Genomic DNA, 23413 nt, shown 5'->3' on the forward strand with positions numbered 1-23413 from the left:
ATGATAACGGAGGTAACTTTATACTTGAGTAAGTAGCTCCACCCAGGCAGACTTTAGTCTGCTTTAACAAACTATGGACTTTCAGTCCATAGTGGTTTATTTGAATAATTCGAGTAATTAGTGTTTTGATGCAGTATTTTGTCAGTTTGTAAAGAACTGCTAAATATATTATTTGGATTAAATTATTTAATAAAACGATTATATTATGATTTTTTAATTAGAACTTCTGAGAGAAATAATGTTTTGAAGATGTAGATTTTATAAGATTCATAATTTTTATTTCTGCTATTATAAGTCCGAAATATTATTAAATTTGTAATTTGAATCAAAAATCACAACCTTAGGTTATAAATATGGCAAAGTTCGAATTGAAATTACCCAAAATGGGTGAGAGTGTTGCTGAAGCAACCATTACAAACTGGCTGAAGAATGTAGGGGACCGCATTGAAGCTGATGAAACAGTATTAGAGATTGCAACTGATAAAGTTGATAGTGAAGTTCCATCAGAAGTGGAAGGGACTTTGGTTGAGATATTATTCCAAGTAGACGATGTTGTTCAAGTAGGGCAAACAATCGCAATTATAGAAACAGAGGGTGATGCAGCTGCACCAGCTCCATCTGCTGTTAGTACTTCATCTGAATTTAAAGCTGTAGCAGAAACAGTAGCTGCAGCAAAAGAAGCTGTTGCGACTCCTGTTGATTTTGCAGATTCTGATAAATTCTTTTCTCCTTTAGTAAAAAATATTGCTAAAGAAGAAGGTATATCATTAGCTGAATTAGAATCAATCACTGGAACAGGAAAAGATGGAAGAGTTACTAAAACTGATATATTAGCTTACGTTAAGAACAGAGGTAACCAACCTCAACCTGTAGCGGCAAAAGTAGAAGCTCCAAAAGCAACTCCTGTTGCTCCAACTGCAACTAAAGCGGCGCCTGTATCTGTAAATGGTGCGGATGAGATTGTAGAAATGGATCGCATGCGTAAACTTATCTCAGGATATATGGTGAAATCTGTTCAGACTTCTGCTCACGTGCAATCATTTATCGAAGTAGACGTTACCAATATCGTAAACTGGAGAAATAAAGTTAAAAATTCATTCGAGAAGAGAGAAGGAGAGAAACTTACGTTTACACCTATCTTTATGGAGGCTGTTGCTAAGGCTTTAAAAGACTTCCCTGGAATGAATATCTCTGTAGAAGGTGACTATATCATTAAGAAAAAGAATATTAACTTGGGTATGGCTGCTGCATTACCTAACGGAAACTTAATTGTGCCAGTAATTAAAAACGCTGATCAATTAAACTTAGTTGGCATGGCTAAAGCAGTTAATGACTTAGGTAATCGTGCTAAAGCTGGTAAATTAAAACCAGACGATACACAAGGAAGTACATATACAGTAACTAACGTAGGAACTTTCGGTAGTGTATTCGGTACACCGATTATCAATCAACCTGAAGTAGGTATCCTTGCTTTAGGAGCTATCCGTAAAGTACCAGCGGTTATCGAAACTCCAGAGGGAGATTTCATCGGTATCCGTCAGAAGATGTTCTTATCTCACAGTTATGACCACAGAGTGGTAGATGGAGCATTAGGAGGACAATTCGTACAAAGAGTTGCTCAGATCTTAGAAGCTTTTGATCCAAATAGAGAGATATAATACTCATTTAAAATATTTTATTTAAACGGTTTCACCTTTGTGAAACCGTTTTTTTATATCTTGTTTTGTCTAAAGGTTATCATACAGTATGAAAGAAGCTTTTTTAAATTGGAGTAGTGGAAAGGATGCAGCCTTCGCTTTATATCAATTGCAACAGAGTAAAGAGTTGCAAGTTACCCGACTCATGACAACGGTTAATGAGCACTTTGGACGTGTTTCAATGCACGGAATACGAGAAAGTGTTTTACGTCGTCAAGCAGAGTGTCTCGGTTTGCCTATTGATGTCGTATATCTACACGAGAAATTAACTTTGCAGGAGTATGAAGATATCGTAACGCAACAGTTGCAAAAATATAGTGAACAGGGGATTTACGATAGTGTATATGGCGATATTCTTTTAGAAGATCTGAAAACCTTTCGGGAGCAACAGCTTGCTCGATTAAGTATAAATGGGGTGTTTCCGCTGTGGAATCGAGATACAACAGCATTGATTCACGAAATGGTTGATAGTGGACTGAAGACAATCGTAGTCTGTGTGAATGAGCAATATCTCGACAAGAGTTTCGTTGGACGTACGATTGACAAACAATTTATAGCTGATTTGCCAAAAGGAGTTGATCCATGTGGAGAGAACGGAGAGTTTCACACCTTTGTATATGATGGGCCGATGTTTCAGAAACCTGTTCCTTTTGAGATTGGAGAAAGGGTGTATAAGACATACGATGCTCCAAAGCAATGTCATCAAAAGGAAATCCTACACTATGGCTTTTGGTTCTTAGATATTCTGTGAGACAAATTGCGAAAGGAGAATTTCGGGAACAGCCACTACCGATTTACTTTGGTAATTGAAAGTAACCATGCCTGTCTTGGCTTTAGCAATAACTTTAGTTTCTGTCTGTACGAGATAGTATAAGTCAAAGCCCACTCTGCTAAAATCACCAGCAACCAGTTGGATGGATAATACATCTCCGTAGAAGGCTTCATTTTTATATTCAATAGCGACATCAGCCATAATTAACCCTACGCCGGCACAATCCATTTCTGTATATCCGAAGTGATTCAAAAACATCACTCTCGCTTCGTGCAAGATAGAGAGCAGTTTGTCGTTGCCTAAGTGATTGCCATAGTTTAAATCTGTGATTCGCACAGGTATTGATACTTTGTATGTATAGTCAGTAGGCATAGTAATTTTAATTCGAGACATAGTATAGGGATTATTTTTAAATGCTACCTTTCATTGATAGCGGGATTAAACAAAGCTAACGCTATGCGTAAAAATACTAAAAAGCCAATGTTTAAAGTAATTATTTTGCGAAGTATTGCTTTTGTACTTAATTATACTGAGTATATCCAGCATGTAGCCATGCGCTGTGTTTTACAGAATATTGAGGATTGGATTATCAGTTATGAACATTATGTATATAGGAAAAAAAAGACTGAAAACCGCAGTCTTCAGCCTTTTTAGGGACAAGTGAAAAATTTTAATTATAATTTATAAGTTAGATTAACAAAGAAGTTTCTCCCAGGATTTGGTATTTTGTTCCAATCTGCATAGGTTGAGTAATGGGTGTCAAATATGTTTTCTATACCCACACCGATATTCAAGGATTGTTCCTTTATTAAAAAGTCGTAGTTTGCATTCCAATCTAAAATAGCATAGGAAGGTGTGCGCACTTCACCATAAGCTTTTGCAGCATTATTTTTAACTGCATTTCCCTTTAAACTTAACTGTGTTTTAAATACACTGTACTTGTAGTCAATTGTTGTACTATAAGCCAAAGGTGCAATAAAAGGCAATGTGTTTTTATCGCTATCTTCTCCAAAGCTATAAGTAAGGCCTCCTGACACTTTCCAATTCGCATCAAGGTTGTAAGTAAAGTTCCAAGCTAATGTTCCCTGTATAGCATGATCTATATTGGCGTATTTCTTCAAACCTAAGCCACCAATAGTCATTGCATTATAGATCGGATCAATAACACCAATAATGTAATTATCTAAGTAGAATACAGAACCTGACAATTTAGTAGAAAAGGCAGGTGAGGCATATTTAACAAAGAAATTACCTTCATAGGAAGATTCATTTTTTAGATTAGGGTTACCAATATAGTCATAGCGATCTCCACTATTGAACAGATAGTATCCATATCCCTCAGATACCGAAGGGGCTCTATTGCCATAACCTGTTCCTATGCCGAATAACCAACTATCGTAAAAGTATTCGTAATTGGCAGCTATATTTCCTACTGTTCGAGTTTTATTTTGTTTGAAAGTATCGTCATTTAAAAAGATACTCAGTTGGTTAATACCCTTTTCACTTACGTGATTAAAGTTGATTCCTAAAGTACCAGATAGCAATACGCTATTTTTGTCATCTATCTGCCAGTGGTCTTTGATCGTTAATCCTCCGTAATTAGTCTTGATGTTAGGCCAAGTATAAGCAAACATATTTGCTGAACCTGGATTATTGGGAATCATCGTCATTTCTGCCAAGGACTTGTTGTAATAAGTATTGGCATTTACACTGATATGATGACTATCTTTTAAGGTAGTTGACAAAGTTGTATAGGCTCCATAAGTATCTGTCGATCCTGGCATATCCATACGCATTTGTACATTTGGTCGATTTGTATCATCCATACGATGTGTGATGGTATTGTAATACAATTTCGTCTCCCATTTGTCAACCCAAGACCCTGTTGGCTTATAAGTGTGTTTCACAGAAGTAATAATCGCCTCTGCTAAGCCAACATCCATAGGCAAAGCAGGATACCCTACATCAGTTGCTTTATCGTAGATAATTGCAGCTTCTAAGCTATGGGAGTTATTAATAGCATAACCGATGATTCCAGATGCGTTTAATTTTCTGAATTGTGAATACAATATCTCCTTGTTACCACCAGCTTTGTAGTTGTCTGCATCTCTGTACATGATTGAACCACTTACATAGAATTTCTTAGCTGTATAATCAAAGTTACCACCGACAATTTTCTGTTTATTGATAGACTCAAAACCTGTTTGAACTTGAGCTGTAAGTTTATCCTCCTCTGTAAACGATAGCTTTCGCGTACGCAAGTCTATACTTCCTCCTAATGTAGCTCCAAACATGGAGCCCTGTGAGCCAGAAGTAATGTCCATTCCATCGAGGTTGTTTACTTCTACATAAGAGGTGATAGGGTCCATTTTATCCGTACAGGCATGAAAAATCTGCATTCCGTCAATTGTCTGCCTTGTTCGTTCAATGGACATATTATTGATCATCGGTTCCCAGGCATAAGCTCCTCTGCGAACAAGTGTTATATTTTCTTGTTTAGCCAAATAGTCATCTACAGATGCTAATGGCTTTTTCTCTGTAAGGTTTTTACTCTGAGATTTGTGAGTAACGATTACCTCTTCAAGAGCTTTGGCACTCAAGGTGTCTTGCTCTACTGTGTTCTGCGCTGAAAGTAATGATGGCAGCGTAAGAAGTAAACTTGCTATTAAGTGGTTTTTTGATATCATGTCAACTGATCTAATAAGAAGTGGTTATGCTAAGCGATAGGTTCTACTGTAGTTTGAGCATGGTCAATTAGAATACAAGATCAAAGAACTTGTCTCCATTTACCGTCTCTTTACCATCAGCATCCAATCCAACAGGTTGTCCAGCTAATATATTACCAGCTTGATCTTTGATCACTAAGTTCAAGAACCAATACCCCGTCATACTCAATGGTAATTTCCCTTCATATTGTTTAGTCGTTGAATTGTAATTTAGTTTGATCACGCCATCAAGTACACCGTGATTTGCCATATCAGGCATTCTCGGGTCAATTGACACTTGTAATTCTCCAACTTCCGGAAATCTCATGCCGTTATCTTCTCTTTTGTAGATCGATACTGCAATATTGTTTTTACCAACAATGAATTTGCTTACGTGATGTAAAGCAGCAAAGTGTTTTTCACTATCTATATTGAATGTTTCCAGCGTTTTTCTATCACTTCCCTTGATTGAATTTATATCATTTCTATCGAAGAATTGTCCGTTGCGAACAGTTGTTGGCAACTTAGTTTCTATGTTCTTATCTTTATTTTTAGCTTTGATTTCAATTTCCCAGAAGTTTTTCTCTATATCCATTCCTGCCATTGAGAACATAATCTCTCCTTCAAATTTATTACTTGATCCCGCAATAGGTTTTAATTGAGAGATAGGTGCAGAGTGAGACTTTTTATGACCATTAGGCATAGTCATGTGCATCATAATATTCATCGATACATCAGTGAATACTTTGTTGTTTGCATCAGTAGCATCTGTGATTTCTACAATAATAGGTGTTGTAGAAGGAGCATAGAACTCATTGACATTACTATAAATAGCAATGTTATAGTGGTCATTTTTTTGTTCTAATACCTTTATTGTTAGATCTGTTTTAGTAGGATTTGTTGTGTCGTCATTACTTATACTGTTGTCATCAGAAGTACAAGAAGTAGTTAAACCAAGAGCGAACACAGTTAATGCGAAGTATATGAATTTTTTCATTTTGCTTAATTTTTAATTTTATAAAATAGAATTTATATAGCCACTTACCACGTAAAGCAAAAGGCTTTACCCAGTAGAAAACTAAATTGGATAAAATAAAAAATTAAGCGAGGGGTGGTTTTATAGAGTCAGCAGAAGTCAAATAGGCATATAGACTATTGTAACTATCGACAACTTTGGTATCAATCTTTGATTGTTGAACAAAGGGTAAATCCCATTGTATGATTTGAAAGTATAAAACCTCAAAGTGAAGCTTCAATGCAGTTTTTCCAGCTAAAGGATTGTCCTCTTGAGCTGTTTTGGCTAATTCACTTTTCAGGTGACATGATCCATTACAAGAAAGTTCGGGTCTGTCTTTATTAATACAAAGCTCTTGTATAACATCATAGTTTATCACAAAGTCCAATACAGGAAATATTGGCTTCATGAAGAATAAAACTACTATGATTAATATACATCGTTTCATGTTGCAAATATACACAGGATAGAAGTATTAATTCTATGACTTAAATCACTTTTGTGTCAATAATCAATAAAACTATTTAGATAATCAACTCTGTGTGATGTCTAAATTGGAATCCTTACATTTTAAGTTTCCCAACCTACCTCTATATTTCCTCCATTAACATCAGTAGTTACTGATAGATGTATCTCTCCCATATCGATACCAGTAATATCATAAATGTAATTGATATCGTATTCTTTAGAAAAGTCATTTTGAGCTTGTACTGTTACGAGTATTAATTTCAGATTAGTGATAATTTTATCAACATTTTCAGAAGTGGGTTTGCCTAAGCCTATTTTTTTTAATTGCTCTTCATCAGTATTGTTTATAAAATAATCAATATGCTCTTTAGTCATTCCAGTAGGATGATAATAATCTTTTTTGATTGCTTTTAAGTTTTGTTCGTTTGCCAAAGGAAGTTTATAAACGAAAACAGCCTTGTTAATAATAAATCTTTCATAATCAATATACGTATGAATTGTATCAGTATTTATTATTATTTGCTGAAAGAGCTCTTCTTTGAAATCTTCAAAATCTCGATTGTTTGGGGTACCAATAGGAATTAAGTCAATTCTTGTAGGTGAGGGTTTACGCAGGATAAATATCCCTACCAATGCAGCAAGTATAACAAGGGTAAATGCGATTTTTCCCCTCATAGTAGTATGCTCTTTTGTGGCAGAATAAAAATAATTATTTCCCTTATAAAGGGCTGATTATTAGTTTCTTTTGGTTGTTGGTGACTATGTGTTTAAGTCTGTTTATCCTTTTGGTAGGAGGATTAGCTTTACACTCAATGGCGTTAACAGAGTGAAGGGATAATCCTCAAAGTGGGATAGTCTATGCAATCAAGCAACAGACTACTGGCAATTTTACGTTTCTAATGTATATGTATGGAGAAGGAAATAATGGGGGATCTTGTGTTTTTCGCTATGAGAATTACATAGAGATAAAGGTCGGCGTGAACTAATTTTTCGCTGTTAGCGTAAAGGTTCTTAGAAAAGTAAGAAGTGGCAAACATGGCATTGTGTCTTAAGTAGAGTGATTTAGGAAGTTCAGGGAGATACTAAAAAGCTAAAAGTGCTTTTATAGGATTAAAAACGGCAGTTGAGCATCCTATCAAATGTCTTTTTAGTTCTATTTTGGAGAGGGTGGTCGGCTTGTGGTCGGCATGTGATCGGCTTAAAAGTACCTAAAATAAGCCGACCACTTACCTATCAATAGTCTATCATATGGGCATCAAGTGGCAGATAGTCATAAAGAGAGGAAATCCTGAGGTATAAAAAAAGCCAAGATAACAAGCTGTTATCTTGGCTAACTATATTGTAAGGTAAGGTCTGTTATAGATTCAATTCCCCGCTATCACTCATCCCTAATGGAGCAGCAGTGCGCTCTATCCACTCTGGATTCTGAAGGCAAGATATGACATCCATTTTTAGTTTTGTCAGGAATCCTTCTCTTGCTTTTGATGCAATTTGATCTTCTATATTCGATGAGTTTTCTTTAAAGAAATCCACTGTTTCTTCTGCAATATGCAATAAGGTAACCTGTGTTTGACCTCCTACTTGATAAGTGTCCAATACCTTATAGTAAGCACCTGATTGTATCATTACCAATCCGTATTCTTCCATCTGAGGTACCAGTGCTGCTACATCTTTGGCATGTGCAGAAGCGATGAGGTAACGCATATTAGTCGCAAGTCCCCCTCCTTTATAAGTTGCGTCTGTGAAACCGCGTTCTTGTATAATCTGACCAATTTGATACTTATTGATGAGGTTTTGACTTAGCTCACAGTCGCGATAGAAAAGGGATAACCCTGCAAAAGTCATATTGAATATTTCTTCTATTTGTTGTTTGTCCATATACGGATTGATTGTATTCTTTGTAATTAAAGAAGGTAAAGGTAAGCGTTTTTTTTACGCTTAGTCTGTTTCTTCTTCTCTAAAATACAGATCATTCATCTTCATTACTCGTTTCATAATTTTCTTTTGAAGCAATTTGGGAGTAAGTACTTTTACACTTTCCCCAAATCCGAGTATTTCTCTTTCCAGTTCGAAATTAAGCACGACATCTAAGCGTATCTTCATCCCTTCCTGATTTTCTTCGATGACTTGTTGCGATGGATGAATCGGTTTGGTTTTGACATAAGGTGTATTATAAGCGTTTACCCATAGGATGACTTTCTGAGCTCTATCACTTTCTGTCTTGGTTACCCCAAGCGTATCTTCGTAATATCTATCGAAGTCCACCCCTTCATATTCTTTATACGGTTCATTTGCTAAGGCATACACATTGAGGATACGGTCAAGTGCTAAGGTTAACAAATGCTTATTTGTACTACTGCGTACAACGACAAACCACCGGTTGCGGTACTCTTTTAATAAATAAGGATAGTATATATTCTTTGTAGCTTCTTTTGACTTGAAGGATTTGTATTCGATCAATAGGGTTTGTTTGTTCTTAATCGCCTCGTAGAGGGGGCTGATAAACTTGATTCCCTTTAATAGAGGGTTGCCTTCCATTTGTATATAGTTAGGCGCTTTCGTACTACGGGTAAGTAGGCTGTTATCCAACTTCGCAATGACTTCACTCATCTCATCTACTTGACTGAATCCGTTGAGGTGTTTGAGTATAGCGACTACCTCTTTGAGCTTTTCGGTATCAGCATCGTTGATAGGAGAGTTTTTGATACTGTAATTCGGATCTTCGTAAGTATAGTATTTTCTGTCAACTACGATGATGGGGGCATTGTAGCCTAAACCTTCACTGCGCATGGCTTGTATGTCAAGTTGTATGGTACGCTTACTGATACCTGTGTCTATGCCTTCGTATTCGTATAGGGCATCAGATACTTTCTCAATGAGGTCGTTCAACGTCCATTTTCTGAATCTGTTCTGTAGACATTCATCAATAATTCGGTAGCGCAGAAGGGCTAATTTATTCGTTGCCATTACTTTTTAGCGTTTTATTCACTTCAAATATACATATTCTTCTCTTTATGTACGCAGTGTAGTTGCGTAGTAGTGTTTTTTGTAAAATATTTTTATTTATAATTGATTGATATATAGTGTTTAATAAAGTATTTTGTAATTATTTATATCTACGCAATTTGATTGCGTAGATAGGTGTGCATCTTTGTACTGTTCGAAAGATACAAACCTTGGAAGCGTTTCGGTATAGCGCAGAAGTAAGGGACAGTAGTTTACCTTATCCTGTTTGTGATCAGAAGGACGACTAATATGGGATTAGTAAACAATGTTCAAGTCGTAGGTTCGAATCCTACTGTTACCTCAGGGTAATATAGATCAGTTGGTAGATCAGAACAATTGCCTGTCACGCAATTTTGGAGAAGCAGAGGAACTTCATTAAAAATCCTCTCCTATAAAAAGGTTCAGTCAAATAGTGTTTCTGTCTTTTTTCTTGCAGTCTTAGACTAAGAGAATAAAAGACAACTTATCAAAGCCTGTAAAAACAAGCTATACTCTGAAAGAGGAATAGGGGATGATATAGAGTGAATGACTTGCTCAGTGAGTTGTTCTGGGCTATACACAAGCTATTCTATTTCTAAGTGTACTTCTTTTTCCGCCTGAGGTAAGGGAGACCTATTTAGACTGTTCTTTATGATAAAGACATAAAACATTAAAAATATAGAATCATGAAAAAGTTACAAGTAAAAACAAATCACGTTGCCTTAGTGTTTAAACAAGGAGAGTTGCAAAAAGTATATACTGCAGGTCAGTATTGGTTGTGGGGAGAGAGAGAAGTATTAGAATACAATATGGCTGAGGCATTCGGTATGCGTAGAGATATGGATGCCTTGTTGCAAAATGCAGAGTTAAATGCGATGCTTGAAGTAATCGATGTGATGGACAATGAGGTAGTGTTGGTTTATAGAAACAAGGTGTTTAATAATGTATTAGGAGCTGGAAGACATATCTATTGGAAGGCTGCGAAGGAATACTCTTTTGAGCGATATAATACAGAAGGGTTAGCAGTAGATAAGTCAATAGCAAGAAATATCACTGGTAAGTCTAATATGCCAAGCTATGTGCGTATGTACACAGTTGGGGTGAATGAGAAAGGATTGTTATTCGTAGATGGACAGTTTCAAGAAATCTTGAATGCAGGTGAGTACAGATATTGGAAAAACGATATCAAGGTACAAATCACTTTAGTTGATATACGTCAGCAAGTGATGGATATGAATGGACAGGAGATCTTGACAAAAGATAAAGTGCAGTTGCGTATCAACTTTAACTTGGTGTACCAAGTACAAGACTTATTGAAAGCTTATGTGGATAACAAAGAGGTAGAGAAACAGATGTACAATGTAGTTCAGTTAGTGTTGAGAGAGAAAGTAGGTAGAATGTCTTTTGACGAGTTGATGGAAAACAAGGAAAACTTGTCTACGGAGATCTTATCAGGAATAAAAGATGAGATTGCTACTTTAGGTATTGAGGTAAAAATGTGTGGTATCAAGGATATCATCTTGCCAGGAGATATCAGAGAGATCATGAATCAGGTGTTGATCGCGGAGAAAAAAGCGCAAGCCAATATGATCACACGTAGAGAGGAAACAGCTGCTACACGTAGCTTGTTAAACACTGCTAAGTTGATGGAAGAAAACGAAATGCTAATGCGATTAAAAGAGATGGAATACATTGAGAAGATCGCTGATAAGGTAGGTGAGATCAGCTTGTCTGGTGGAGGTAATGTATTGAAACAATTGAAAGAGGTGTTTTCGAGGTAGTTTATGGTGGACGGTGGACAGTTTCCGGTTTCCGGTTTACAGTTTCCGGTTTCCGGTTTACAGTTCCCTGTTTTCCGTTTTCTGTTTACGGTTTTCCGTTCCCCAAAAAGCCACCGCGCCTCCTGGCCCCTTCGCTAAAACTGCCCACTGGGCACTTTCTTAACGCTCGGTCCTCCAGTTCCCTGTTTTCGGTTTTCTGTTTTCGGTTTACGGTTTTCCGTTCTCTATTCCCCACTAATTTTAAATTGATAAAAAATGAAAGATAATACACCAATTAATGGAAATGATTTAATGGCTTTAGGATACCCACAAACAGAATTGTTGGGTATTGCTCTGAAAGCAAACAAGAAGAGAACAGGTCTAACTAAAGTAGAGATGTTAGCCCATTATAAAATGGTATTAGATAAGGCGGAAGATTATATAAACCACCAAGTTTTTGGTAAGTTGGCCAAAGCTATTGTAGAAGGCGTAGGACAACGTGAAGAGGCGGATGTTATTCCACTAAGAGAACATGGCGTAGGGTATAGCATCTATGGTAGCGAACATATAGAAGAAGGAGCTATCAAGCAGATGCAGACAGCAGCGAAGCTTCCTGTAGCAGTAGCGGGTGCTTTGATGCCTGATGCGCATCAAGGCTATGGATTGCCTATCGGAGGAGTATTAGCGACAGAGAATGCTGTCATTCCTTACGGGGTAGGTGTTGATATTGGGTGTAGAATGGCCTTGTCAATCTTTGATATTAAGGGAGTGGAGTTCTACGGAATGGAAGGTTTGCTAAAAGAACAATTGGTTAAGCATACTAAGTTTGGTGCTGGTCATGGATTCCAAGGGCAGTATAAAGCACAACACGATATCTTAGATAGAGGAGAGTTTAACCTCAACCCTTTTATTAAGAACTTGCAAGATAAAGCATGGGAACAATTGGGTTCATCGGGTGGAGGTAACCACTTTGTAGAATGGGGATTGATGGAGTTTTTGGAGCGTGATGAGGTGTTGAATATTGATAAGGGAACTTATTTAGCGTTACTAACACATTCTGGTTCACGAGGAATGGGAGCGACTATAGCAGGTAGATATACGCAGATCGCTAAGGATATCTGTAAGTTGCCTTATGAAGCAAAGAACTTGGCTTACCTTAACTTAAATTCAGAAGCAGGACAAGAGTATTGGGCGATGATGAACTTGGCAGGAGATTACGCCTCAGCATGTCACGAGGTAATTCACGATAAGTTGACTAAAGCGATAGGTGCTGAGGTGTTAGCTAAGATAGAGAATCACCACAACTTTGCATGGAAAGAGATGTACCAAGGTAGAGAGGTTATTGTACACCGTAAAGGAGCTACTCCTGCGAGTAAAGGAGTGATGGGAATTATCCCAGGCTCTATGACCGCACCAGGATTCTTAGTGAGAGGTAAAGGAGAAGAGGACGCTCTAAACTCTGCTTCGCATGGAGCAGGACGTCAGATGAGTAGAACACAAGCAATCAAGAACCTGAAAGCAGAAGATATTAAGGCAGTATTAGCAGACTGTGGCGTGCAGCTAATCGGAGCGGGTAAAGATGAAGCGCCTATGGCGTATAAAGATATCCACCAAGTGATGGCTGCACAGGGAGAGTTAGTTGACGTCGTCGCGATGTTTACGCCTAAGATAGTGCGTATGGCAGATGATGGAAGTAGAGAAGATTAAGAAGTAAGGTTACAAGCTACAGGAGTAATCATGTGGCTTGTTGATTTATACGTATAAAAAGGACTATTGTGACAGTATCACTATATAAAATTGGAGAAGTCAAAACATATACAACTCTTGAAATAGGGTAAGTCAAACAATTGAAAGCGTAGGGTATTTAGTTGAAGAATCTGAGTAGTATGGAGGACAAGGCAAAAGAAGTTTACAGCTTCTTTGGGCAAAATTGCTTGTTGTTATAAAGGAAAGATATAGATGTATGCTACATTTGGTTTTAATTGTTAGGCTGATAGTTTTATTATGCGTTTTTTAGGTAGAGTATAGGCAGTTTAGAGAATAATGATCTACAATTTGCTGAAAGAGTAAAGTTAGTCGATAATAATTGTCTTTTTTCAATAGAAATAAGTACATTTACTAAGCTGAAAGTAAAGTAATAAGTTCTTGAATATGAAAAAGGCAATAATTAATAGTATTAGTGTGTTTTTTCTTTTTAGTTGCATTAACGTTTTTGCAAGTAATAAATCTAAAATAGCTCCTAACGATTGTAATTATATTTTATCTAAAGTTATTAAGCACAGTAATTTCGAATATACTGATAGCAACTATTTTGTGCGAATAGAGGATATATCTGACGACAGTATAATCATTAAGGCATATGTTCGAGATAATTTGTCAGACGATCCGAAGCATCCTCATATGGTAGAAAGTGCTATAGCTTGGTTTGTTATACAACCACAGCGAGATGGTATCTATCAGTCTATGGGGGCTTTAAATCCTGATAGTATAGAGTTTAGAAAGCTCAATATCGATAGTAAAATGTTTCAGTCACTGCTAAAGTGTATTGATAAGAAATAAGTAAATAAAAGCCCTTAAGAAGGGCTTTTACTATTTAGATACCTATCTGTCTTTGCAATCGCTTGTGATTGAATAGGCAGCACACTTTTTTGTCACAGTCAATATTAATATTTGCAATTTAAGTTTGCTGGTTATTATTTAATATCGTAATATTGCGATGATATATTATGAAATTATGGGAATTACGAAGAGTGAGTTGTTTAGTGAGAAGAAGAATAGGCTTGCAGCCATGTTTAAGGTTTTAGCACATCCTGCTCGATTGGCAATATTACAGTATATTATTAATCAGAAAGCGTGTATTTGCAATGATTTAGTAGACGAATTGGGCTTAGCGCAATCTACAATTTCACAGCATTTGAAAGAACTGAAAGCAAGTGGTATAATTAAGGGAAATATAGAGGGGAAATCAGTATGCTACTGTATTGATGAAACTGTGTGGGAAGAGTTTTCATCTTCATTTGAAGATTTTTTCAAACAAGATATTTTGAGTGATAAATGCTGTTAAGGCATTTTTTTAAGGTAACGTATCGTAATATTACGATTTAATGTAAATAAAATAAGTTATATGAAATTATCAGAAGTAAAAAAAGCGTTAGTGACGTTAGAGAAGGTAGATTTTCAGTTTGAAGATGGCACATTTGTACCAGCTCATTTTCACGTGACAGAAGTTGGACAAGTAGAAAAGAGATTTATTGACTGTGGAGGAGTAATTAGAAATGAGAAGAAAGTAATTTTTCAGTTGTGGAATGCAAACGATTTCGAACACCGATTGAAAGCAAATAAGCTATTGGATATTATTAAGCTATCAGAAGATCGACTGAAGATTGAAGACGCAGAGATTGAAGTAGAGTTTCAAGGGAAGCACACGATTGGGAAATATTATTTAAGTTTTAATGGAAGTCACTTTGTTCTTTTAAATACACTGACAGCGTGTTTGGCAGAAGACTCATGTGGTATTAAGCCAGAGCATTTGCCTCAAAAGAACAATACCTCATCATGTTGTTCATCAACGTCAGAATATTGTTAAAACTATATCGGTTATGAAAACAAAGATGAAGTTTTTGGACAAGTATCTAACAGTTTGGATATTTATAGCAATGGCTTTGGGACTGTTCTTGGGAAATCAATTTCCTAATATCGGTTTGACGATGGAGAAACTCTCCTATGGTACTACCAATATTCCCTTGGCTATTGGATTGTTAATCATGATGTATCCACCCTTGGCAAAAGTGGATTACAAACTACTTCCAAAAGCACTTAGAGATAAAAAAGTGTTGAGTCTATCGTTGATTCTAAATTGGTTAGTTGGGCCTGTATTAATGTTTATTTTAGCTATAGTATTCCTGCGAGATCAGCCAGAGTATATGGTAGGTGTTATCTTAATCGGGTTAGCAAGGTGTATTGCTATGGTAATTGTATGGAATGACTTGGCGAAAGGCAATAGAGAATACGCTGCATTGCTAATAGCTTTAAATAGCGTCTTTCAGATTTTGTTTTACAGTGTATTCGTTTGGTTGTTTATCAACGTTGTTCCCAACTCGCTTGGACTTGGAGAGTTTACTGTGAATATTGAAATGGGAACAGTTGTACAAAGCGTATTAATCTATTTAGGTATTCCCTTCTTATTGGGATTCTTGAGCTATCGCCTATTGCCTACTTTATTCTCTGAGAAGTGGTATAAGCAGAAGTTTATTCCTTTTATTTCCCCTTTTACCTTATATGCGTTATTGTTCACAATAGTTGTTATGTTTAGCTTAAAAGCAGAACAGATCATTGAACTACCTCAACAGGTTATACAGGTTGCTATACCCTTGGTTATCTATTTTGGTTTGATGTTCTTTATTAGTTTTTTTATCAATAAGCGAATGGGTATTTCGTACGACAAGAATGCAGCAATCTCTTTTACTGCTTCTGGCAATAATTTTGAATTAGCAATTGCTGTTGCGATAGCTGTGTTTGGAGTTAATTCACCACAAGCTTTTGTTGGAGTTATTGGGCCTTTGGTGGAGGTGCCAGTCTTGATTGGTTTGGTTAGAGTAAGTTTATGGTTGAAAAAGAAGTATTATTAAATAAGGAATTACTTTATCAAATAAAAACTGCACTGTACTTTTGAATTAAAAGATATAGTGCAGTTTTTATTTGACTACCTGTAGATAATCAAGTATTTATACTGTGGAGTTGTTTCTCAACTACGATTGTGCCCAATAGAATTCGCAGTTGTCAAAATTACGATTCTGTAAATCCTCTTTTGAGATTAATACACTGAACACCCCATCGTCATTAAAGTTGTTTTCTCCTATCTGCCACAGTACTACTTTATCAGAATGAATAAACTCTTCTACCTCTTCCTTACCTAATTGGCAATGCGTGAATATACCGAATATTTTTGAGAGATAGGTTCCTCCGAAATAATCCCAGTACATTCCATCCTCATCTACATCGTCTTCTTCATATTCATCCTCAGGTTCTCTATATCGGTCAGAGAAAGGTTCTGTATCAGCACTGATTTCATTGATAAGAACGCCATAGAAGAAATTGTCTTCGTGCTCTACAATATGTCTTACCAATTGATGGTTTGGAATATCAGTATAGATAACTTTACCAGTATCGGTCATAATGTCTGCGAAGAAGATGAGTTGCCCTGTTTTGGGTAATAATCCTGTTTTATCATGTGGAGAGCATGCCGTTAAATCTATTTGGCCTGCATAGTATAATCCTTGTGGATGATCTACTTCAGGAGGTAAGTCTATTACTGGTCCACCATAGCGAGATTGTCCTAAAGGAATATCTATCTCTGTGTGTAATACATCAGATTCTTTCATCCAACTTTGTCTTCCTAAAGAAGCTGGGACATACTGACGTTTATCAGCAGAAAATTTTATAATATCAAATGTTTTATCATACATTGGATTCGTTTTAAAGTTGTATAAATGTACATACAAATCACCTAATAAAAATAGCTGTATAAATAATGACTACATATGATCATAATCGTAAAATAAGTATCAATAAAACGCATCTATTCTTTCATTGGATATTGTTTGTTCTAATTTCCTTTGTACAGATAGTTGTTTCTATGTATACTTTGAGAGATAGACCATCGGGTGATATTACTTTTAACTTTTATCAAGATGTCTTAGTCGGAGCGTTAATTGTTAGTGTGTTTTATAGTTTACTTCTATTAGTTGTTTTGCGTATCCAATCTTTTGGTATACAAGTAGTCATTCACAGTCTCATAGTTATAGTACTTTGGTTCTATGAGGACTTATAGGTCTTTGGGGATAGAGAAGCTGGATGGAGTACCTATAGTCTTAAAGTGTCAATAGTACATATCCTACAGTTATCGGTAATTCCCATCGTTATTAGCCTGCTTGTTTACCTTCCGATTTTATACTGTCTGAGAAGGAAAGTATAGTCAATCTTTTTCTTGTTAGAATCTTTTGTACACAGTTAGGCATAGATTATAAGTAGAAGAATGCAGTAGTTGTACACAAATAAATCAATCACTGAATAAGATACAACATAGGGTAGAAGCAAAGCGTTCTATGCTTTTGTTTTTAGTATAGAACACTTTGTGTATTGTTTGTATAAACTATTTTTATTGATAAGGGTTTTCTATTACTTCACAATTGTTGAGAAATTCAGTAAATGAGTTAGCAACTTTCACAAAGTAAGCTTTCTTGAACAAATCCTCCATCTTTCTTTTTTCTTCTCCTTCTAAGTTGTTGTATATTTCAGGAGTTAGTTTATGGGTGTCGATGATTACTTGTGCAGCCTTATCATAGTAATCTCCGTGGAACTTTGCAGGATGTGTTGCATTGTTGTACGAGTAGTATACAGCACCGTACTCTTCTTCTTCAAGTGAGATAGCTAATAGGTCTCCTGAAGCTTCATGACTTGTCATACCAATTGACATCATGAGGGTAGGTAAGACGTCAAAGTCTTCTCTCGAATAGGCATTCGATGCCTCTAAAGTGTACAAATCTTCATTGGTTACCTCATCGATATTCATTTCATCAGGTAGCCATACTGCGAAGAAGCAATAGATATTTGGTCTCACCTTGGGTTTTCCTTCTGCACGTACCCATTGTAATGGTGTATCGAATACAATATCGTGGCTGTGCCCTTCATCTATTACTCCAGGAGAGACATATCCACCATTGTTTTGCAAGAGAAACGCTTTGTAATCTTCAGGCAAAGGAGGAAAACTAAATTTATCTATTAGGCGCTTTTCGAATGTATTGATTTGCTCTTTACTCAGCGCAGGGAATGAGTCTTTCAGTATTATTTTGTTTCTTATCATAGCGATTAGTATTTATCGTTTAGCATGTGACTATCCTTTGAGATATGACAAATAATAGTCTCTACATTAGTATCGAAAGGTAAATAATAAAAGGGTAATAATGTAATTATAAATTCATAATATGTAATGGCATCTTACATCGTACGAAGATTATCTCATAGTTATTTATGAATACTATTTTTTCTGAAGAGCGATTGTGTTAATTGTTCTTTTGATAGATCAGAAGAGTCGGTTTACGCAGCATAAAAGAAAACCTTTTGCTGTGTGTAATCAGGTGGGGTAGTTAATTAGTATTCCGCAATGAAAGGAGAGAGGTGTAAGATTTTTAAACATTGAACCAAACTCACCTAAAACTGCTATTACTTTGTCTTTGAGTTACCATATCAAATTACTGCAAAATAGCTTTGTCTGTATTTCTCTCAGGTTTATAATGAATACCTTGTCTTTAGGTAGTAAACATATATATGCGATGATGTCTCTTAAGTAGTTAAGAGTCTATATAGGTATAAAAACGTCAATAGAATAGGTACAAATGATAGTATTCTTTCCCCAGTCAATCACCTAAGGGGCTGGGTATATTGAGGTGTATTGTAGCTATCCCTGTGGACAATACACTTTTAAAACAAACAGAGGGGCTGTCTTTTTTTATTGTTAAATTGATATTAATCCTTCAGATGTATGATTAAACTATTTTCTTGTGTAGTATTAGTTTTATCTTATTTCTTATCAGTTTGTTATGTGTTTTAATTAAAGGGAGTGAATATTAATTTATAGTAATAAAATATATTATTTTTTTTATTGAATTTGTATTTTATTATGTTAATTTGTGTTTATTTTTGATTGTAGTTATTTTAGGGATGATATGTTTATTTGGGTGTGGCCAAATGGTGATGTGGAGCTAAAGAAAGTGTATTAGTCTTTTACTTAGAAGAGGAGAGTGTGATCGTAAACGTTGTTTTAAAATATAATACATCACTATGAATGGGGAGAGGAAAAGGGCTTGAAACTTTGACATTGAAATGAGATTATCAATAGTAAAACAGAATATGCTATACAGCAAGAAGAGTTAGAAAAACTTTTAATAACAAATATATGAATGTAAAGTACTATTTATTAGCTGGCGTGTTGTGTTCTATTGGAGCCACTGCTCAAGTCAATGTAGAGTTAAAGCACAACATTGAACAAGTGCTATTAGAGCCACTCACAGGAAATGTCATTGTAGAAGACAAGGAAAATATTTCCAGTATCAATGGAGAGACACATCAGATCGATTGGTCTTTTGCCAAAAAAGATTATTCAAGTACAACTGCAATGCAGGGAGCTGCTTCAACTTTAAATAAGTTAGAGAATAACGATTTCTTAGGAGCTTTTCAGAAAGATGAAGAAGTGGTTTTAATTCCAAATTCTCCTTATGCGTCCGTTCGTTTGGAACACAATGACTTAATTATCAATTCTACGACAGGAGAAGTTGTGTTTAACTCTGCAGAAATGCAGTATAGGATTCTACAGACGTACTACTTACTTGGAGAGAATACATTATTAATCTTAGGAACACAAGGTGAAAGTATTGATTTCTTGAGCTATGATATCGCTGGTAAGCAAGTATTATGGACTAATAAATTAGGTACATTAGATAGTTTAAGTAAGTCTTTGGGGAGTTTGTTTAAGGCATTTATAGGAAAAGGGGCTCCTATTACAGAAGATAAAATATTGACTACTTCAGACGAAATCTTTGTGACTGTAAAAGGTGTACTATACAATATTAATAAGCAGTCTGGAGTTGTCAACTGGAATACTGCCTATATTATTACAAATTTCTTCTTGAATCAAAATAGAGATAAGGCTATCATCATCACTGATGAATCTTCCTTCTTCTCTTATAAGTATGCACTAAACGTATTGACTCTTGGAGATGGAGAAAAACTATGGAAGAAGGATATTGTAACTAAACGCATTAGCTATTTAGAAGATCACAAAGATAAGCTGTTGGTAGCACATACATCTGGGTTTAACTTCTACAGCTATGAGTCTGGTCAGAAGATATGGAAGAAAGATGCTAAAGGGAAGAATATAAAACAAGTAATTCCTGTGGATAACGATTATCTATACATTGCTGATAATGAAATGAATTTAGTCGATGGAGATGGACAAAACAAATGGAAGAAATTCGTAGAGATTGCGGATGATGAAAAAGACGAGGTGTATTATTTAGGAAAAGCGGGTGATGACCGTGTATTCTATTTAACAGATACATATGGAAATATGGTAGATTATACTTCTGGCAAGAAAATATGGAAAAAGAATGTGAAGTTCGATAAGAAAAGACCATTAGTATATTCGGTTATGGATGACAAATTTGTTGTGTATAATAATAAAAGAATCTACACGTTTAATAATTCGAGTAAAGAAGATCCTAAACCGAAAGGTAAAGTAGAAGTGAAGAATGATAAGACAATCAAGAGCATTGAGACATTTGATTGGGGAATTTGTATCGTAGGTGAGAATGATGTGATTGGATTAGACTTGGAGGGAAATGAATTGTATCACAATGTATATAAGGAACCAGGTGAGGCAGAAAGACGTCTAATGAAATCTGCGGGTATTGTTGGTGGCGCTTTTTTAGGAGCATCTCAATCGGCAAATAATGCTGCTGCTAATGCAACTGTGACAATGACTTACCGAGACACCAATGGACAACTTCGCTCTGAAACTAATACCTTGCTAACAGATGCAGCACAAAAACGTGCAAATAAGAAAGCAGACGCTTATGGAGAGGTTGCAGATGCATTGGATAAGAACCTAACTTCTAAGGTACGCTCGCGCTTCAATGCAATGAAACAAAATGATGAATACGCATTCGTTGCAAACCGCGGAGAGAAAGGACCAGAGTTGATAAAAGTGAGAAAAAAAGACGGGCAAGAAGTTGCTAAAGTTTTATTAGATAGCAATAAACCTTTATACGAAGTAGACCCAATTAATGAAAACTTGTATTATGCCAGTGGTAGTACCTTGAAAATCTATTCAAAATAAAAGTAATTTATCAAAATAAAAGAGGCTAAAGGCCTCTTTTTTATTGATAGATCTGTTTAAAACAGGACGATAGATAACTCTTAAGATAATGAGTTGGCGAGTTAGTAAAAAAAAAGAGCACTATTAGAGTGCTCTTTTCGTTTGTGTAAATCACTTACTTTTTATCTGATTGCGTACGATTAATCTGCTGCAACTGTTGATACATATTTAAGAATAACAACATATTCTGTTCCTGCAGGTAATGTGCTGTACATATTATTACTTCCAAAACGGAATTGCACTGAAGTGTCTTTTGTATTTACTACATCAGTTACATTGCTTACAAGAAGTGAGTTTGTTTTATTAAAAATTTGAGCAGATAATAAATAATCTATATTATCTATTAGTATTGGATCAATAATAGTATTGTAATCAATTGCATCGGAAGCTTTAGTTACTTTTCCATTTGCAATTTTCAAAGTGAAGACTTTTTTACCATCTATTACCTCTTTAGTCTCGACAGGTGTACTTGTAATTGTTGTATATTTAGATTCCCACACAGGTTTTTTATCAGCTCCCGTAGTCAATACCATGTTTTTATCAGTACTTTCTGCTAATTTTTTTGTTCCAATAGATTCATCTTTAATACTAATCTTTGTATCTGCTAAAAGTACACCAGCTCCTGTTTTACCATCATCTTCACCACCTTCGATAGTAATAATACCATCAGTCGTTAAGTTTGCTCCTGTCGGTTTAATTGTATTTTGAGCAACCCATACAGGTTTTTTATCAGCTCCCGTAGTCAATACCATGTTTTTGGCTTTACTTTCTGCTAACTTTTCTATTCCAATAGATTCATTTTTAATACTAATCTTTGTATCTGCTAAAAGTACACCAGCGCCTGTTTTACCATCGTCTTCACCACCTTCGATAGTAATAATACCATCAGTCGTTAAGTCTGCTCCTGTAGGTTTAATTGTATTTTGAGCAACCCAAGTTACTGTTCCATCATCTGCTGTAGTTAACACTTGACTGTTACCTCCACTTAATATCTTAGAAGTATCTACAGCGTTAGCAGCTATATTTTCCTTACTTACTTGTCCAGCTCCAATCATGCTACTTGTTATGGTACCAGCATTGATACTTAAAGAGATGTTTTTTAACAAAGCATCTGTACCATCCCCTACATTAATCACACCATCAGTACCTGTTGATAATGTACCTTTATTACTGATATTTGTAATCTCTACAATTGGTTTACCTGGTTTCCAAGTAGTACTTGCATGGTCATATACTAATGCTTGTTTATCATCAGCTTCTACTGGTTTTTCAACTGATACTCCATTAATTTTGACAACTGTATTATCTCCAGCAGCTCCTGTTACATCACCGTCTAAGTTAATTTCTGAAGAGTTAGCTGATATTTCGTAATTTACGTTAGTACCTCCTGTGTTAGATGGGATAGTTTTAATCGTAATCCCTGTTCCTTGAGTAAGTTCAACTCCTGTAGCAGTAGAAGTAACTAAACTTTTAATATGGTTGGTAAACGATGTGTCATCTATAAGCTTTTGTGAAATAGCTAATTCATGGTCAACTTTTTTTTCGTCAGTATATGTTAGCTTAACATCAGCACCATCAGAGATTGTTAACGATGTTAAAGTTTCGTCTGTTTGTAAGGTAGTTTTAGCAACAAGTGCATTCCATTTTCCATCTAACCAGAAATAGAAACCTTTTTTTAAGTTTGAAGTACCTTCTCCTGTATTATAGACAAGTAAACTTTCAGGGTAATTAGTCCCTGCAATAGTTGTCTTATCATCTTCATCTTTTAATGATACTCGTGGTACTAATACCCCAAGATTTGTTGCTCCCATATCAAGTATCGAAGATTCATTTGGCAAGGTTGAGCTACCCAACCCCACTCTATTCTGTGCATACATCGAGCTAAGCGACATAAAAGCTAGACCTATTAGTAGTAATTTTCTTTTCATATAGAACTTATAATTAGTTATTGAATTATATTTTGAATTACAAATTTAATTAAATAATTAACATAAATTAGGTGTTTATGTATATATAGTTAACTTTTGTGTTTTTCAATTAGATTTAAATTATGATTTTTTGTATGATAATTAAATAATAT

At 35.6% G+C, this 23413-nt stretch carries 21 protein-coding genes; 11 read left to right on the top strand and 10 right to left on the bottom strand.

Annotation, left to right across the window (positions count from 1 at the left end; genetic code table 11):
• Nucleotides 1-353 precede the first annotated feature (353 nt).
• Complete coding sequence (locus GOQ24_RS01145) at nt 354-1658, top strand: dihydrolipoamide acetyltransferase family protein (protein WP_155091045.1); 1305 nt, start codon at nt 354-356, stop codon at nt 1656-1658.
• A gap of 88 nt (nt 1659-1746) precedes the next feature.
• A complete protein-coding gene (locus tag GOQ24_RS01150) occupies nt 1747-2448 on the top strand; it encodes a diphthine--ammonia ligase (RefSeq protein WP_155091046.1) in 702 nt (233 codons plus the stop codon).
• Here the strand turns inward: GOQ24_RS01150 and GOQ24_RS01155 are convergent.
• The gene (locus GOQ24_RS01155; RefSeq protein ID WP_155091047.1) at nt 2434-2862 is read right to left on the bottom strand and encodes an acyl-CoA thioesterase; all 429 of its coding nucleotides are present in this window, start codon (nt 2860-2862) and stop codon (nt 2434-2436) included. The two genes, GOQ24_RS01150 and GOQ24_RS01155, sit on opposite strands and share 15 nt — an antisense overlap.
• Nucleotides 2863-2925: 63 nt before the next feature.
• On the opposite strand from GOQ24_RS01155, the gene GOQ24_RS01160 reads away from it, so the two are divergent.
• Complete coding sequence (locus GOQ24_RS01160; RefSeq protein WP_155091048.1) at nt 2926-3123, top strand: hypothetical protein; 198 nt, start codon at nt 2926-2928, stop codon at nt 3121-3123.
• A 20-nt stretch (nt 3124-3143) separates the two neighbouring features.
• On the opposite strand, the gene GOQ24_RS01165 is transcribed toward GOQ24_RS01160, so the two are convergent.
• The 6 genes from GOQ24_RS01165 to GOQ24_RS01190 form a co-directional block, all read right to left on the bottom strand.
• Nucleotides 3144-5156 carry a TonB-dependent receptor gene (locus tag GOQ24_RS01165; RefSeq protein ID WP_155091049.1) on the bottom strand — a complete coding sequence of 671 codons (2013 nt, stop codon included), beginning with the start codon at nt 5154-5156 and terminating at the stop codon, nt 3144-3146.
• 67 nt (nt 5157-5223) lie between these two features.
• The gene (locus GOQ24_RS01170; RefSeq protein WP_155091050.1) at nt 5224-6171 is read right to left on the bottom strand and encodes a hypothetical protein; all 948 of its coding nucleotides are present in this window, start codon (nt 6169-6171) and stop codon (nt 5224-5226) included.
• A 103-nt stretch (nt 6172-6274) separates the two neighbouring features.
• Entirely contained in the window at nt 6275-6598 is a 324-nt protein-coding gene (locus tag GOQ24_RS01175; protein ID WP_155091051.1) for a hypothetical protein, read from the bottom strand.
• 161 nt (nt 6599-6759) lie between these two features.
• A complete protein-coding gene (locus GOQ24_RS01180) occupies nt 6760-7332 on the bottom strand; it encodes a hypothetical protein (protein WP_155091053.1) in 573 nt (190 codons plus the stop codon).
• A gap of 681 nt (nt 7333-8013) precedes the next feature.
• Nucleotides 8014-8535 (bottom strand): hypothetical protein, encoded by a 522-nt coding sequence (locus GOQ24_RS01185; RefSeq protein WP_155091054.1) that lies wholly within the window; start codon nt 8533-8535, stop codon nt 8014-8016.
• Nucleotides 8536-8595: 60 nt separating this feature from the next.
• Nucleotides 8596-9624 carry a helix-turn-helix transcriptional regulator gene (locus tag GOQ24_RS01190; RefSeq protein ID WP_155091056.1) on the bottom strand — a complete coding sequence of 343 codons (1029 nt, stop codon included), beginning with the start codon at nt 9622-9624 and terminating at the stop codon, nt 8596-8598.
• A 704-nt stretch (nt 9625-10328) separates the two neighbouring features.
• On the opposite strand from GOQ24_RS01190, the gene GOQ24_RS01195 reads away from it, so the two are divergent.
• The 6 genes from GOQ24_RS01195 (at nt 10329) to arsB (ending at nt 16030) form a co-directional block, all read left to right on the top strand.
• Nucleotides 10329-11423 carry a slipin family protein gene (locus tag GOQ24_RS01195; protein ID WP_155091058.1) on the top strand — a complete coding sequence of 365 codons (1095 nt, stop codon included), beginning with the start codon at nt 10329-10331 and terminating at the stop codon, nt 11421-11423.
• 255 nt (nt 11424-11678) lie between these two features.
• Nucleotides 11679-13109: an RtcB family protein gene (locus GOQ24_RS01200; protein ID WP_160338955.1), complete on the top strand. Its 1431-nt coding sequence runs from the start codon at nt 11679-11681 to the stop codon at nt 13107-13109.
• A 444-nt stretch (nt 13110-13553) separates the two neighbouring features.
• Complete coding sequence (locus GOQ24_RS01205; RefSeq protein ID WP_230381488.1) at nt 13554-13961, top strand: hypothetical protein; 408 nt, start codon at nt 13554-13556, stop codon at nt 13959-13961.
• A 175-nt stretch (nt 13962-14136) separates the two neighbouring features.
• Entirely contained in the window at nt 14137-14466 is a 330-nt protein-coding gene (locus tag GOQ24_RS01210) for an ArsR/SmtB family transcription factor (RefSeq protein WP_155093457.1), read from the top strand.
• Nucleotides 14467-14526: 60 nt separating this feature from the next.
• A complete protein-coding gene (locus GOQ24_RS01215) occupies nt 14527-14988 on the top strand; it encodes a DUF6428 family protein (RefSeq protein ID WP_160338956.1) in 462 nt (153 codons plus the stop codon).
• Nucleotides 14989-15001: 13 nt separating this feature from the next.
• A complete protein-coding gene (gene arsB, locus GOQ24_RS01220; protein ID WP_160338957.1) occupies nt 15002-16030 on the top strand; it encodes an ACR3 family arsenite efflux transporter in 1029 nt (342 codons plus the stop codon).
• Nucleotides 16031-16150: 120 nt separating this feature from the next.
• Here the strand turns inward: arsB and GOQ24_RS01225 are convergent, their stop codons facing one another.
• Nucleotides 16151-16867 (bottom strand): DUF1963 domain-containing protein, encoded by a 717-nt coding sequence (locus tag GOQ24_RS01225; protein WP_160338958.1) that lies wholly within the window; start codon nt 16865-16867, stop codon nt 16151-16153.
• A gap of 65 nt (nt 16868-16932) precedes the next feature.
• Here GOQ24_RS01225 and GOQ24_RS01230 point away from each other — a divergent pair, with 65 nt between their 5' ends.
• Nucleotides 16933-17232, top strand: a complete 300-nt coding sequence (locus GOQ24_RS01230) for a hypothetical protein (RefSeq protein ID WP_160338959.1) — start codon at nt 16933-16935, stop codon at nt 17230-17232.
• Between the two features lie 327 nt (nt 17233-17559).
• Here the strand turns inward: GOQ24_RS01230 and GOQ24_RS01235 are convergent, their stop codons facing one another.
• Nucleotides 17560-18264 (bottom strand): SMI1/KNR4 family protein, encoded by a 705-nt coding sequence (locus GOQ24_RS01235; RefSeq protein ID WP_160338960.1) that lies wholly within the window; start codon nt 18262-18264, stop codon nt 17560-17562.
• A gap of 1092 nt (nt 18265-19356) precedes the next feature.
• On the opposite strand from GOQ24_RS01235, the gene GOQ24_RS01240 reads away from it, so the two are divergent.
• A complete protein-coding gene (locus tag GOQ24_RS01240; protein ID WP_155093428.1) occupies nt 19357-21294 on the top strand; it encodes a PQQ-binding-like beta-propeller repeat protein in 1938 nt (645 codons plus the stop codon).
• A gap of 179 nt (nt 21295-21473) precedes the next feature.
• Here GOQ24_RS01240 and GOQ24_RS01245 read toward each other — a convergent pair whose 3' ends face one another.
• Nucleotides 21474-23261 carry a hypothetical protein gene (locus GOQ24_RS01245; protein WP_160338961.1) on the bottom strand — a complete coding sequence of 596 codons (1788 nt, stop codon included), beginning with the start codon at nt 23259-23261 and terminating at the stop codon, nt 21474-21476.
• Nucleotides 23262-23413: the final 152 nt, after the last annotated feature.

Source organism: Myroides sp. LoEW2-1, assembly GCF_009767705.1.
GTDB lineage: Bacteria > Bacteroidota > Bacteroidia > Flavobacteriales > Flavobacteriaceae > Flavobacterium > Flavobacterium album_A.